At 34.1% G+C, this 13,036-nt stretch carries 14 protein-coding genes; 5 read left to right on the top strand and 9 right to left on the bottom strand.

Annotated features, from left to right (window positions below):
- Window positions 1-253 precede the first annotated feature (253 nt).
- Both NSQ08_RS08125 and NSQ08_RS08120 read right to left on the bottom strand, forming a co-directional pair.
- Window positions 254-1,171, bottom strand: coding sequence for a CobW family GTP-binding protein (locus NSQ08_RS08125; RefSeq protein ID WP_215591160.1), 918 nt, complete (start codon window positions 1,169-1,171; stop codon window positions 254-256).
- 117 nt (window positions 1,172-1,288) lie between these two features.
- Complete coding sequence (locus NSQ08_RS08120; RefSeq protein WP_340773351.1) at window positions 1,289-2,725, bottom strand: flavin monoamine oxidase family protein; 1,437 nt, start codon at window positions 2,723-2,725, stop codon at window positions 1,289-1,291.
- Between the two features lie 200 nt (window positions 2,726-2,925).
- Here NSQ08_RS08120 and NSQ08_RS08115 point away from each other — a divergent pair, with 200 nt between their 5' ends.
- On the top strand, window positions 2,926-3,870 hold the full coding sequence (locus NSQ08_RS08115) for an L-lactate dehydrogenase (RefSeq protein ID WP_002012312.1): 945 nt from the start codon (window positions 2,926-2,928) through the stop codon (window positions 3,868-3,870).
- A 112-nt stretch (window positions 3,871-3,982) separates the two neighbouring features.
- Window positions 3,983-4,267 (top strand): YesK family protein, encoded by a 285-nt coding sequence (locus NSQ08_RS08110; protein ID WP_002189262.1) that lies wholly within the window; start codon window positions 3,983-3,985, stop codon window positions 4,265-4,267.
- Between the two features lie 46 nt (window positions 4,268-4,313).
- Here the strand turns inward: NSQ08_RS08110 and NSQ08_RS08105 are convergent, their stop codons facing one another.
- The 3 genes from NSQ08_RS08105 to NSQ08_RS08095 form a co-directional block, all read right to left on the bottom strand.
- On the bottom strand, window positions 4,314-5,333 hold the full coding sequence (locus tag NSQ08_RS08105; RefSeq protein WP_002031308.1) for an AI-2E family transporter: 1,020 nt from the start codon (window positions 5,331-5,333) through the stop codon (window positions 4,314-4,316).
- A gap of 159 nt (window positions 5,334-5,492) precedes the next feature.
- Window positions 5,493-7,103 (bottom strand): amidase family protein, encoded by a 1,611-nt coding sequence (locus tag NSQ08_RS08100; protein WP_340773345.1) that lies wholly within the window; start codon window positions 7,101-7,103, stop codon window positions 5,493-5,495.
- A gap of 107 nt (window positions 7,104-7,210) precedes the next feature.
- The gene (locus NSQ08_RS08095) at window positions 7,211-7,345 is read right to left on the bottom strand and encodes a hypothetical protein (RefSeq protein WP_002012306.1); all 135 of its coding nucleotides are present in this window, start codon (window positions 7,343-7,345) and stop codon (window positions 7,211-7,213) included.
- Between the two features lie 217 nt (window positions 7,346-7,562).
- Between NSQ08_RS08095 and NSQ08_RS08090 the strand changes: the two genes are divergently transcribed.
- Complete coding sequence (locus NSQ08_RS08090; protein WP_002031303.1) at window positions 7,563-7,982, top strand: GNAT family N-acetyltransferase; 420 nt, start codon at window positions 7,563-7,565, stop codon at window positions 7,980-7,982.
- Window positions 7,983-8,146: 164 nt separating this feature from the next.
- On the opposite strand, the gene NSQ08_RS08085 is transcribed toward NSQ08_RS08090, so the two are convergent.
- From NSQ08_RS08085 to NSQ08_RS08070, 4 genes are all read right to left on the bottom strand, one after another.
- Window positions 8,147-8,749 carry a nitroreductase family protein gene (locus tag NSQ08_RS08085; protein WP_002012304.1) on the bottom strand — a complete coding sequence of 201 codons (603 nt, stop codon included), beginning with the start codon at window positions 8,747-8,749 and terminating at the stop codon, window positions 8,147-8,149.
- Between the two features lie 73 nt (window positions 8,750-8,822).
- Complete coding sequence (locus tag NSQ08_RS08080) at window positions 8,823-9,473, bottom strand: DsbA family oxidoreductase (RefSeq protein ID WP_002012302.1); 651 nt, start codon at window positions 9,471-9,473, stop codon at window positions 8,823-8,825.
- Between the two features lie 103 nt (window positions 9,474-9,576).
- Window positions 9,577-10,008 carry an Rrf2 family transcriptional regulator gene (locus NSQ08_RS08075; RefSeq protein WP_016098333.1) on the bottom strand — a complete coding sequence of 144 codons (432 nt, stop codon included), beginning with the start codon at window positions 10,006-10,008 and terminating at the stop codon, window positions 9,577-9,579.
- A 119-nt stretch (window positions 10,009-10,127) separates the two neighbouring features.
- A complete protein-coding gene (locus tag NSQ08_RS08070) occupies window positions 10,128-10,997 on the bottom strand; it encodes a LysR family transcriptional regulator (protein ID WP_002012297.1) in 870 nt (289 codons plus the stop codon).
- A gap of 97 nt (window positions 10,998-11,094) precedes the next feature.
- On the opposite strand from NSQ08_RS08070, the gene NSQ08_RS08065 reads away from it, so the two are divergent.
- Together NSQ08_RS08065 and NSQ08_RS08060 are read left to right on the top strand one after the other, a co-directional pair.
- The gene (locus NSQ08_RS08065) at window positions 11,095-12,000 is read left to right on the top strand and encodes a DMT family transporter (protein WP_002086216.1); all 906 of its coding nucleotides are present in this window, start codon (window positions 11,095-11,097) and stop codon (window positions 11,998-12,000) included.
- Between the two features lie 185 nt (window positions 12,001-12,185).
- Entirely contained in the window at window positions 12,186-12,962 is a 777-nt protein-coding gene (locus tag NSQ08_RS08060) for an alpha/beta fold hydrolase (protein WP_340773335.1), read from the top strand.
- The last annotated feature ends 74 nt before the right edge of the window (window positions 12,963-13,036 follow it).

Genomic DNA, 13,036 nt, shown 5'->3' with positions numbered 1-13,036 from the left:
AAATTCCCCTGTCCGTAATCATGATTTTAAAATTGGTAATGGAAAACTCTTGTAGTAACCTCTACATTCGGCACAAATCTATAATCACCTTCCTATTAAATGGAAACGGACATACAATCAATATATATTCCGTTGTTCAAATGAAATTACTGTTTCATTACAGTAATCATCACGCAAAAAGCTGCAAATAATTAACTTAATTCATTAAGTCAATTATTTGCAGCTTACCTAAAAAAATGATTAGAAAAACCGATTAATTATTTTCGACTTTCTCTAACCCCTCAACCAATTGCTTCTTATCTAATCCTTCCCCTATTACTACCAAGTTTGTCGGGAAACCGAAGTCTTGTTCCAGTAAAGTTGGTACGCCAAATGAATATTGGAATAAGTGAGGGTATTTATCTCCATGGAATTTCACAAATCCTTTTACACGATAAATACTATCTGGTAAATTCGAAAGCCATTCGTATAATTTATCTTGATCAATCGATTTCGTAAATTGATACGTCATCGTTTGTATATGTAAATGCTGTTTGACATGTAGTGTCTCATGTTCCCCATCATTCGTAAATTCAGCTTCTTCTATGTCTTCTAAAGATATATTACAATATTTTGTTTCAAACAATTTCGCATGATTATTTATTACTTTTACTTCTTCAATTACTTTGTTCTTATCCGTATCTGTTAGTAAATCTAATTTATTAATTAAAATGTGGCTACCAAACTTCAGTTGCTCATGTAATAATTGCTGAACGTTTGCACTTAATACACTTCGATTTAACCACCTTACTGCATCTAAAACGACGACAATTGATTTCACTTCAAGGAAAGGAGCTAAAATTGGTGATACACATGCATCTAACACTTCAATTGGATGTGCGACACCTGTTGTTTCTATATAAATTACATCTGGTCTTTCTTGTTGATATAAAGAATGTAATTGAATTTCAAGCTCTTCTTTTAACGTACAACAAATACATCCTTTCAGAAGTTCCCTTAACACATTCTCTTTTCCAATAATATCTGTATCTACCGAGTATTCACCGATTTCATTCATCAAAACTGCAACTTTTCGATTTTTCTTCTTTTCTGCTAATAATAAATTTTGCAGCAATGTTGATTTTCCGCTACCTAAAAAACCACCTAATATATGAATTTCTACTTTACTCATTCGACCGACCATCCATTTCTCTACTTCAAATTTCTTCAAAGCGTAATTATTACGATTTATATTTATCATTTTATTAAAAGAATACCTATTTGTAAACAAAACTGCTAGATTATCGTTTCATTTTCCATTCACTTCATGAGCAACTCTAATTCCAGACTCGATTGCCCCTTGCATCCATCCATGTGTTAATGTCGTATGTTCTCCTGCAAAGTGCACTCTACCCGCTGGCGGCGTAATATATGGAAACAATTCAAGCTCTTGCCCTGGTTCAAAAGCTGTAAATGCTCCGCAAGAATACGGATTTTGACTCCAGCTAAAAGATTCTCCCGCAACATACTCACTATAAACCACATTTCCATATATTTGCGCTAAATTTTTCAACGCATAACGAATACGTTCTCTATTCGAGAGACTATCCCACATTAACGCCTCATCTGCCCACGTATAACTCACTAAAACGATAGCCGCCCCTGGTGTATGAATGCCGTAGCTCGGATAATATGTAAAGCGGATAGGTAAATCTGTAATTGACTTACCACCATATTGTCCTGCTCTTTCCCAAAATCTACTTTTAAACTCTATCGCAATTTTAGTTGAAGCAATATAATTTAATTCACGAATTGCCCGCCTTTTATAATAAGAGAATAAATGATATGGCTGAACTTCTACAAATCGCAAAGCTGAAAATGGAATTGTGACAATAGCGATGTCACCAGTTACTATAAATGAAATTAACGTTTGTTCATGTGTTACTTGCATCATTACTTTATTATCTTCCTGTATAATTTTTTCTACTTTATACGACATAAAAATATTATCCTTTAGCTCTGGTAAAAATGAATTTGGTAATTTATCCATTCCGCCCGTTATCTCATAATATTTCGTCGTTGAAGTGAAAAAGATCATTTCGCGTAATACTTCAATTAATGAAATTCCCATGTATGCTTCCATATCAAGAAGTACTCCGATCATATCTATTGCCCCATCTGAATAATACTCGGTTAAAAATGAACCGAGCGAATATGTTTTATACTTTTTTTCAACAATAATCCAGTTTTTATTAGGATCTTTCTTAATATAATTAAGTATCGGTTCCAATACCTCTAACATTAATCCTTCTGCCGTTTTCCCCTTTTCTTTATCTAAAACTGGATATCCAAGTACACTTGGGTCCTTTTCAAACACATCCAATCTCGTTCTTTTGTTATTCGTATAAATTATATCTGAAGAAGTTTTATTAATAAAAAGGTTTAACGGTAGTTTAAATTTATGAATGTAGGCTAAAGTTAAATCATGAGTATCCGGAATACGCATAGGGCCTGCGTTAAAATATAACCCTGCGCTAAATGGTTCACGAATCGTATACACCCTGCCACCTATTCTGTTATTCGCTTCTATAATCGTTACCTCGTGTCCAGCCTCTTTTAATAAAGATGCTGCAACTAATCCAGACATCCCTGCACCGGCAATTGTAATCCGTTTGGGGTTATTTGTTTTGGCAAGCCCTTCATGAATAATTTGAAGCATTTCTTCCATCGATAATGGATTCCCCATGCCAATTCCCCTTTTATGAAGGATTTTACTGAATTATATTCGTTTAACAGGATTCCTATGTTTCATTCAAGTAATTGAGCGGATACATTTTCAATTACTTGAATATCTTTTATAAAATGTAATAAAATAGATATGAAACTATAGAAGTAAGACGTATTATCTTACATAATAAAATTAATGAAATTGCGAGGAATTTTGAAATGAAAAAAGGTATTAACCGTGTTGTATTAGTAGGAACAGGAGCAGTTGGGTGTAGTTATGCTTACTGCATGATTAACCAAGCTGTAGCTGAAGAATTTGTTTTAGTGGATGTAAATGAAGCAAAAGCTGAAGGAGAAGCAATGGACTTAAGCCATGCCGTTCCTTTCGCACCAGCTCCAACAAAAGTTTGGAAAGGTAGTTATGAAGATTGTAAAGACGCAGACCTTGTTGTAATTACAGCTGGATTGCCACAAAAGCCAGGTGAAACACGCTTAGATTTAGTTGAGAAAAACGCTAAAATTTTCAAGCAAATTGTTCGTAGCATTATGGATAGTGGATTTGACGGTATCTTCTTAATCGCAACAAACCCTGTAGATATTTTAACTTACGTAACTTGGAAAGAATCTGGATTACCGAAAGAACGCGTAATCGGTTCTGGTACAACTCTTGACTCAGCTCGTTTCCGCTATATGTTAGGTGAGTACTTCGATATTGGACCTCATAACATTCACGCTTATATTATCGGAGAGCATGGTGATACAGAACTTCCGGTGTGGAGTCACGTATCAATTGGTATTCAAAAACTACAAACGCTTCTTGAAAAAGACAACACATATAACCAAAAAGATTTAGATGATATTTTCGTAAACGTTCGTGATGCAGCTTATCACATTATTGAACGAAAAGGTGCTACATACTACGGCATCGGCATGTCACTTTTACGTGTTACGAAAGCAATCTTAAGCAATGAAAACAGCGTATTAACTGTATCAGCATATCTTGAAGGTCAATACGGCCAACAAGATGTTTATATCGGCGTACCTGCTGTTTTAAACCGCGGCGGTGTTCGTGAAATTTTAGAAGTTGAACTAAGTGAAGAGGAAGAATTAAAATTCGATCACTCTGTTCAAGTGTTGAAAGAAACAATGGCTCCTGTTCTTTAATCATATTTTTCAATCAAAAAAGCAATCCGATTTATATTGGATTGCTTTTTTATATTTTTATAGTTCCCCCTCAATTTAAACGGTAATATTATCTATAAAAAGGGGTGATTTCATGAATGATTCTTTGACGATTGCAATCCTCTTGCTAGCTGTAGCATCCTTAATACTTTTCCTCTTCTTAATCATCAGAACGCTATTTCCAACTAAAAAATATGATAAGAATCTCGGATTGATTCTAATTATTTTAAGCTTGTTAGCAATACCGATAAGTATCTTCCTTGTAGGAGGATGGGCAGGTATGGGAGTTAGTGTAATCGCAGTCTTTATTTTTGCTGCTGCTATTATAGCTTTAATTGCAAATACCTTCATTAAACTACCTCCTCCAAAGAAAAAATAATAAATGACCGATGTTTTCATCAAGAGAAAACATCGGTCATTTTCTATCACTTATTATCTTTAATCGGTTCATCATTATTTACATCAAGTACATCTAATAAAAAGATAAAGATTGGAATCCCAATAATAAGCCCCCATATTCCGAGGAAATGCTCTGAAAAGATAAGAATCATAAATGTATAAAAAACAGGTAAATTCGTTTTTGCAGACATAAATTTTGGATTTAATAAATAACTTTCAAGAGCGTGGATTACTGTAATGAACACTAGTATGTAAACAACATACACAACCCCGCCGACGTTATAGGCAATGATACAAAGTGGAAACAAGGAAATAATAACACCAGCAACCGGAATCAAACCGAGTAGAAAGACCATGACAGCCAATACAAGAAGCTGTGGAAATCCTAAAATGACAAGTGCAATTACAGTGAGTACACAATTTACAACCGCAATTAAAAATTGTGCTTCAATCACTTTTCCGAACGATCTTGCAAACCTTTCACCGAAATATGCAATCTCCTCATAAAAAATTTTCAGCTTACTATCTTTAAATTTCGAAGTAAATGCTATAATGCGTTCTTTTTCTAATAGGAAAAATAAGCTTAAAATAAGAGAAAGTAGTATTTGTAAACTGACTTTTCCTATGTTTGCTATCGATTGATAAATGACATCTACACCTTGTTCGATATATTTCGATACTTCCATTCCATTAATTGTCGAAAGTGCATATTTAATTATCTCGTTATCAGGTGGGTTTTGAAAAAACAATTTAAATTGATAAATTAATTGTGAAATTTGTATCGTTAATACAGGCAAATATTTATATAGTGTAGTTACAATAAACGTCACTAACACAATATATAAACCAGCAATAACCACTTTCCTATTTACTTTCAATTTTTTTGAAATAAACTTTTGAAATCGATCCATCAAAAACGTGAGAATAAACGTAATTAATATTAAATTAATCATACTTTTTAATCCATACAATACAAGCACTAATATTATTAAAACGAGAAACCGTTGAAACCCTCTGCTTCGAAAGAAATTTTTCACTTCATTCATTAAGAATTAACCTCTCCCTTCAATGGATGGAAATTGGATATATTACATTTTATGAACTTCTATAGACAATCTTTCTTACTAATTGGAAAGAATCCTTTTTTTCTTTTTTATTGTCGGATTTTTTTATCTACTACTTTTCTAAAAACTACTTTATCAACTCTATATTTTAGGAGATCGTCTATTTTTAGATTGCTGTTCATACGCATATCCAATATTAAAAAGTTCTTTTTCACCAAACTGTTTCCCAACAAACACTACGCCTACCGGCTGACCATCAGAATCATACCCTGCCGGCACTGCTAATTCTGGATAACCAACCACAGCTGATAGAAGAACTTCATCGTTATTAATCATCACAAGAGCATCCAAACCTTTTTCTACTAAATACCTATCTAGCTCTTTTGTTGCATTTTCTTGACTCGTTTGAACTACTTTTTCAAACTCACCTTTCGTTATAGCAGATTTTTCAGAGCCCTCAATTAATGTTTGTCCATATTTCATTCGTCTTTTACTATCTTTTTTATTAAACGCTATAATCTCTTCTAACGATTTTACAGGCACATTTTTTTGCTTCGAAAGATAGTCGTTAACATTATGCTTGAACTCATATTCTAATGTTTGCAGATTATCTACACCCTCGCTGTTTAACTGAATATCATCAGTCAATATCGCACCTGCATCTTGAATGTCTTTTCTAATCTTTTCTGCTACTGCTTTTCTCTTTTCATCTTGTTGATCTACAGAAAAAAGAATCCCTATCTTTTTCCCTTTTAATCCATCTATCGATAAATCATTCGTATAATTTATTCTATCTCTATCTTTCATTTTTTCTGTCATAGCATCTTTTCCATCATAACCTACCATTGAATTAAATAGCGTTGCTGCATCTTTGACCGTTCTTGCCATTGGCCCTGCTGTATCAAGTGTTTCAGCTAACGGGATAATTCCTGTTCTGCTAACCATACCTAAAGACGGACGTAACCCAACTACTGATTGTTGCGTTGCCGGTGCTACTATGGATCCCGTCGTTTCCGTCCCGATTGCAAGCGGTGCAAAATCAGCTGCAACCACTGTAGCAGATCCTGAACTCGATCCTGATGTATCAAATGTAATCGGGCCATATGGATTTAAATTTTGTCCTTTCTTCCCACTATATCCACTTGGCATTGTAAAAGATAAATAATTCGCCCACTCAGACATATTTGCTTTTCCTAAAACAAACGCCCCTTCTTCTTTCAACTTCTTCACAATCATCGCATCTTCATCTGCAATCCAATCTTTTAATACATAAGTTCCAGCACTTGTCGGCATAACATTCGCTGTTTGTACATTATCTTTTACGATGACAGGAATGCCGTATAAGTTCGATTTCTTATTTAAAAATCTCTCTTTATCTAACTGTCGTGCTTCCTCCATTGCATTAGGATTAATCTCTGTAACAGTATTTAATGATATTCCATTTTGATCATGTTCTTGTATTCTAAAAAGATAAATACTCGTTAATTCTTCATATGATAATTTCCCATCATCAACCATTTTTTGAAGCTCATCCACAGTCGCATTTACAACTTCTTTTTCTTTTATCTTTATATTATCTATGTCGATCCCTTTAAGCTGATTATGTATCGGTTTTAACACTCTGTCTTTATCATATACAATACGCTCAGGTTCCTTTGGAAAATAATTTTTATACACGTAATATCCTCCGGCACACACCAATAGAACAATACCTCCAGCGATAGACAACGTTATCTTTACCCATTTTTTCATGTTGCTTCCTCCACTCTAAAAGTTGCTCATTTATATAAAAAAGAGAGTTACCTTTTACTTAACTCTCTCCAATCAAAATGCTAAATGAAAAAATGAAAGATTTCAATCTAATTACTTTTTTTTTGCATTTGCTTTGCTAACAATTCCTTCACCTGATTATATGTTAACCCTGAATTTTTATTTAAACGTTTCACTTCATCAACATCAGTACCGACAACTGTATATTTTTTCTCATCATTCATGTTCCCACTTCCTTTCTCACCAGATTATTTCTTATATTTCTTCCCTAAATGCACATAAATTAACACCAATACGAATAGGGAAGCTGGACTAAATTAAATAGACGAGACAGATGATATAGTATTCAATAACTAAAAGGAGTTCTGTTGCGTAAGAGGAATAGATAAAAATATGTCGAATTTATATACTTATTGAATTTAAGGACATGGAGGATGCATTTTGAAAACATATGAGTTTAAACATAACATTCCAACATTGGAAGAGTACAAATATTTGTGTGATTCTGTTGGATGGACTAATTATATGAATTTTGAAGTAGCGGATACTTCACTGAAGCATTCTATTCACTGCATCACGGTCAAAGATAATGAAAAAATTGTGGGCATGGGGAGAATTGTTGGTGATGGATCTATCTATTTCTATATTCAAGATATAGTGGTTCATCCGGATTATCAGAAACATGGTATTGGGAAAGAAATAATGCATCTTTTGGTTGCATACTTAAATGAGAATGCCCCTGATAAGGCGTTTGTCGGTTTATTTGCATCACAAGGTAAAGAATCGTTCTATGAAAAATTTGATTTTAAAAATTACTCACCAAACATGACGGGGATGTTTACTGTCATTTCAAAAACATGATAGATTTTTAATTGTAGGGAAAACTTCGATTCATATGAAAGAAATTATTCTTGCAGTAACCTTTTCCACAATCGCATTTAAACATTACATACGAAAGGAGAGTACATATATAGCTATATATGTACTCTCCTTTCATTTATTTAACTCTGTATATATTAAATTTCTTAATAAAATTTCACTACATCTTCAGTAGGTAAGAATGTTCTTTCCCCTGGTTGTTCATTTGGCTCACCAAATGGCATTTGTCCTACTAAACTCCACTCCGCTGGAATATTCCATGTTTCTTTCACTTCAGCATCTACGATTGGATTGTAATGTTGTAATGATGCACCAATTCCTTCAGCTGATAATAACATCCATACAGTATGTTGTAGCATTGCATTTCCTTGATGAGACCAGAATGGGAATTGATCTTTATATAACGGTGCATTTTCTTGCATTTTTTCTACAGTTGCTTGATCTTCAAAGAATAAAACGGTACCTACACCTGCATGGAAACCTTTTAGTCTTTCTACAGTCGCTTCAAAGTTTTCTGCTGGTACGCGTGATCTAAGCGTTTCTTTTACGATATCCCAAAACTTTTCATGCTCTCCATCCATTAATACGACCATACGGCCACTTTGCATATTGAAAGAAGTTGGTGCATGTAAAGCTGTTTTTAATACTTCTTCAATTCTTTCCTTTGTAATTGTAGCGTTTTTTGTTACTTTACGAATTGAACGACGGTTCACGATTGCTTCTTTTAAGTTTGTTGTAGTTGCTGACATTTTAATTCCTCCAAATATATGTTTTATTATTTTTATTTAAACAAATCAATTTGAGTCTTTCATGCAAGACGAATTAGCAATATCCATCCGCCTTACATTGCATACCTTCAAATGAATTTGTTTTATCCTTTTCGATTTCTTTATCAATTACTCTTTCTAGCGTTTCTTTACTAGCAAGTCCTTGAATGACTTCATCTCCAATCATTACAGTTGGTACAGCCATAATATTCGCTTCATCATATGCATGTTGAATCGCTTCTTGATGTTTTTCTTTATATTTACGAGTTACTAAAGCATCTTTAAATTCTGCTTCAGGAAGCCCTACTTCTACCGCTAATTTCGTTAATACATCAATATCTTCAATGTTTTGCTCTTCTTGGAAAAACGCAGTAAATACTCGGTGATGATACTCATTTCCAAGTCCACGCTCTTTCGCGAATTGGCACCCTTCAAAAGCTAAATGTGTATATGGATGCGGAGAAACGCGTGGCAGACGCATTTCAACCCCTAATTTTTTTGCAGTAGGAAGAATGAAAGAATCCCATGAACCTAACTTATCTGGCTCGTTCCAAGGATCTATTTTAGAATATGGACTTGGACGCAATTCAAATGGCATCCATTCGATTTCTACATCTTTCTCTTTCGCTACTTCATCTAATGGGCCTTTTGCTAAAAAGCAAAACGGGCATATAAAATCTGAGTACACTTTCATTTTTACAGTCATATCTTTTACACCTTACCTTCTTTTTATTTTTAGATGTAACCAAAACAGTTACAATTTTAAGAAAAAAATATGCATTCTCTTTTAGAGACTTGCAATTATCATATTATGCATTCATTTTTTGTTGTAAAGATTCAAATAACTGCCCCATCGTAATATTTCTCAAAACTTCTTCCATCGCAGATTGCGCCTGAACTAAAATAACCTCTAAAACAGCTTGAATATTCGCCCCAATTGGACAGTCTGGATTCGGTCTTTCATGAATGTGAAATAGTTTGTCTTCTTCCACTACATTCACTGCATGATACACATCTAATAATGTGATTTCATGTAAATCCTTTAATAATCCCGCGCCACCTGGTCCGCGATTTACGTAAACAAATCCAGATTGTTTCAAGTAAGACATTATTTTACGAATGACTACCGGATTTGTATTTACACTCTCGGCCATATAGTCTGAAGTGCAAACTGAAGATGGATTGTTTTTCAAAATAGATAAAATATGAACAGCTATAGAAAAGCGGCTACTAATTTTCATCGTGATCACCACCTTGATGTAATCATTATAGTTACAACCGGAATATAAGTCAATCCTTTTTACAAATTTTTTAAAGCAAATAAAAAAGTGCCCCATTACAATATATGAGACACCTCTTCTTATTCTGCAAACAAGTCTTGAAATTCTTCAATAAATAGCTGCACAGCGATTGAAGAATCCTTTAATGAAGGAACAGCTAAAGCAATTTCTCTCCATACTTGTGGTTCCAATTCTCTCGTTTGTATATTCTTTGGTAAACTCGTTAAAGATAACTCAGCCAAAATTGCGATTCCTAATCCTTCTTGAATCATATTTAAAGCTGTTGTAACTGTGGAAATTATATATTCAGCCCGAAGTGGTACGTTCGCTTGTTTAAACATATCGATAATGGGTGGTTCGTACCCACCCTTACATAATATGATCGGTTCATTCTCTAAATCACCTATTGTAATAGAATCGTTCTTACAAAGAGGATGATCCTCTCTTAAGACAACAACCATTTTCCCCTTCGTTAAGGGCACGATCTCCATATCTTTATTAGGCAAAATAACAATTCCTATATCAACAACCCTCGATACTAACCAATCTTCAACTTCTTTAATCGTGCCTTCACAAAGAACGACTTCTAAGTTCGGATACTTCTCCTTAAAAAGATTTATCATTTTGGGTAAGAAATGTGCAGAAGCACTCGGAAAACTCCCAATTCGAATCGTCCCAACTTCGTGCCCTTTCTCCATCGCTACTTCTTGTTCAATCTTCTCAACGCCGTTTAAGATTTCTCTAATATGTACAAGAATTCTATTTCCAACATCCGTAACGATTAGCCCTTTTCGTTTATCGCGTATAAGAATGGTAACTCCTAACTCTGACTCAATGCTTGAAATCGCATGACTTACAGCTGGCTGTGTCATATTTAACATCCCGGCAGCCTTCGTAAAACTCCCTAATTCAACCGTTTTAATTAAAACTTGAAGTTGTGTAATGGTCATAACTAATCACTTATACTCCTTATAAAAAAGATTCATTTTATTTATCATAGTCGATATCATATCATAGTGAAATGGAATACAACAAGGAGGGATTACAGTGACACAGCTTTCTCGAACTAAGACTGCCATAATCCTTACATTTCTCGTTATTATGTGGGGAATTAATTGGCCGTTATCAAAATTCGCTCTGCATTACACACCACCCGTACTCTTTGCAGGGATTAGAACATTAATAGGAGGATTTATCTTACTTACTTTCGCATTACCGAAATACAAACAATTAAATTTAAAGGAAACTTGGCATTTATACTTTATTTCATCTTTACTCAATATTATTTTATTTTACGGACTACAAACTGTCGGACTTCAGTATATGCCCGCCGGACTCTTCTCCGCAATCGTATTTCTCCAACCTGTCTTACTCGGCATTTTCTCATGGATTTGGCTTGAAGAATCTATGTACGGCTTGAAAATTTTCGGACTTATTCTTGGATTTATTGGTGTTGGGGTTATTAGCTCTAGTAGTTTAACTGGACATATTTCTATTATCGGTGTACTACTTGCTTTAGGGTGCGCTATCGGCTGGGCACTCGGCACAGTATTTATTAAGAAAACTGGACACCGCGTTAATGCCATTTGGATGGTAACACTTCAGCTTATTATTGGCGGACTTTGCTTAATCGGATTTGGTTCAGAATTTGAGAGCTGGTCTAACATCGCTTGGAGTATACCATTTGTAAGTGTACTACTATTCATCTCGTTCTTTGTTATTGCAATGGGATGGCTCGCTTACTTTACACTTGTAGGAGCTGGTGAGGCAAGTAAAGTTGGGGCTTATACGTTCCTTATCCCACTGATCGCTATTATTGTAAGCTCTATTTTCTTACATGAGGCCATTACAATTAGCTTATTCATCGGACTTTTATTTATTATCGTAAGCATTTGTTTTGTAAATATAAAGCCGAAAGCACTTGCTGTAAGGCAGCAAGTTGAAGTGAAATAAATAGATATGAGAAAGAGTCTACCACTTGTAGGCTCTTTCTTTTTTACCATTTTATCAGTACAGTCACTTAACATCTTAGCAAAAGGAAAATTTTCCTTTTTTATTGTATGATGATAATTAAGTAGAAAATATTATCTCTAATACATATGTATGGACTAACAATTCTAATCATAAGGGGGAATTATATGGTTTTACAGTATAAAGAATTTGGAGATTCAAGCTCTCCACTTATGGTTTTTATTCATGGGGGCGGAGTCAGTGGATGGATGTGGGACAAACAAATTAAACATTTTACTAACTTTCACTGCCTTGTTCCTGATTTACCCGAGCAAGGGGAAAATAGTAGTAAGGATCATTTTTCAATACACTTTAGTGCTGAAAAAATCATTGAATTAGTTGAAGAAAAAGGACAAGGTAAAACTGTTATAGTAATCGGTTTTTCGTTAGGTGCTCAAGTATTAATTACAATGCTCAGCATGAAACCAAACTTAATTCAATACGCTTTGATAAATAGCGCATTAGTTAAACCAATTCCTTTCGCTAAAACATTAATAAGATCCCTTGGCTTAACCTATCCACTTATAAAGAGTAAGACATTTTCCAAAATACAAGCAAAATCAATGTACATAGATGAAACACAATTTGATAACTATTATCATGAAAGTTGTCAAATAAGTAAAAATACATTTGTGAGGATATTAGAAGAAAATATGTCGTATACAATACCAAAAGGTTTCGAGAATGCTAGTAGCAATATATTAGTGACTGTTGGAGAAAACGAAAAAAGAATCATGAAAGACTCGATGACTGCAATCCTTGAAAGCAATCCTAATTGCACAGGTATTATCATTCCTAAAATCGGTCATGGAATCCCTTTAGCAAATCCCAAACTATTTAATACTTTAATTGAAAACTGGCTTAAGCATGATAACCTACCAGAAGAAGTAATGACAGTCAATTGAGTTCCTTATCTTAATAAACCATGTTGTATTTGTAGCTCTAATCCCCCTCGAAGCTGCTTAATCTCAAAATTTTA

This window comes from Bacillus sp. FSL E2-8887 (assembly GCF_038007205.1).
In the GTDB taxonomy this organism is placed as follows: domain Bacteria; phylum Bacillota; class Bacilli; order Bacillales; family Bacillaceae_G; genus Bacillus_A; species Bacillus_A mycoides.
Note: the sequence above shows the minus strand (reverse complement) of the source record. Positions and strands in the feature narration are given on the sequence as shown.

Bases quoted from the DNA above. Each gene is read 5' to 3' on its own strand.
- NSQ08_RS08125 (WP_215591160.1), bottom strand. From the start codon at position 1,171: ATGAGTAAAGTAGAAATTCATATATTAGGTGGTTTTTTAGGTAGCGGA.
- NSQ08_RS08120 (WP_340773351.1), bottom strand. From the start codon at position 2,725: ATGGGGAATCCATTATCGATGGAAGAAATGCTTCAAATTATTCATGAA.
- NSQ08_RS08115 (WP_002012312.1), top strand. From the start codon at position 2,926: ATGAAAAAAGGTATTAACCGTGTTGTATTAGTAGGAACAGGAGCAGTT.
- NSQ08_RS08110 (WP_002189262.1), top strand. From the start codon at position 3,983: ATGAATGATTCTTTGACGATTGCAATCCTCTTGCTAGCTGTAGCATCC.
- NSQ08_RS08105 (WP_002031308.1), bottom strand. From the start codon at position 5,333: ATGAATGAAGTGAAAAATTTCTTTCGAAGCAGAGGGTTTCAACGGTTT.
- NSQ08_RS08100 (WP_340773345.1), bottom strand. From the start codon at position 7,103: ATGAAAAAATGGGTAAAGATAACGTTGTCTATCGCTGGAGGTATTGTT.
- NSQ08_RS08095 (WP_002012306.1), bottom strand. From the start codon at position 7,345: ATGAATGATGAGAAAAAATATACAGTTGTCGGTACTGATGTTGATGAA.
- NSQ08_RS08085 (WP_002012304.1), bottom strand. From the start codon at position 8,749: ATGTCAGCAACTACAACAAACTTAAAAGAAGCAATCGTGAACCGTCGT.
- NSQ08_RS08080 (WP_002012302.1), bottom strand. From the start codon at position 9,473: ATGACTGTAAAAATGAAAGTGTACTCAGATTTTATATGCCCGTTTTGC.
- NSQ08_RS08075 (WP_016098333.1), bottom strand. From the start codon at position 10,008: ATGAAAATTAGTAGCCGCTTTTCTATAGCTGTTCATATTTTATCTATT.
- NSQ08_RS08070 (WP_002012297.1), bottom strand. From the start codon at position 10,997: ATGACCATTACACAACTTCAAGTTTTAATTAAAACGGTTGAATTAGGG.
- NSQ08_RS08060 (WP_340773335.1), top strand. From the start codon at position 12,186: ATGGTTTTACAGTATAAAGAATTTGGAGATTCAAGCTCTCCACTTATG.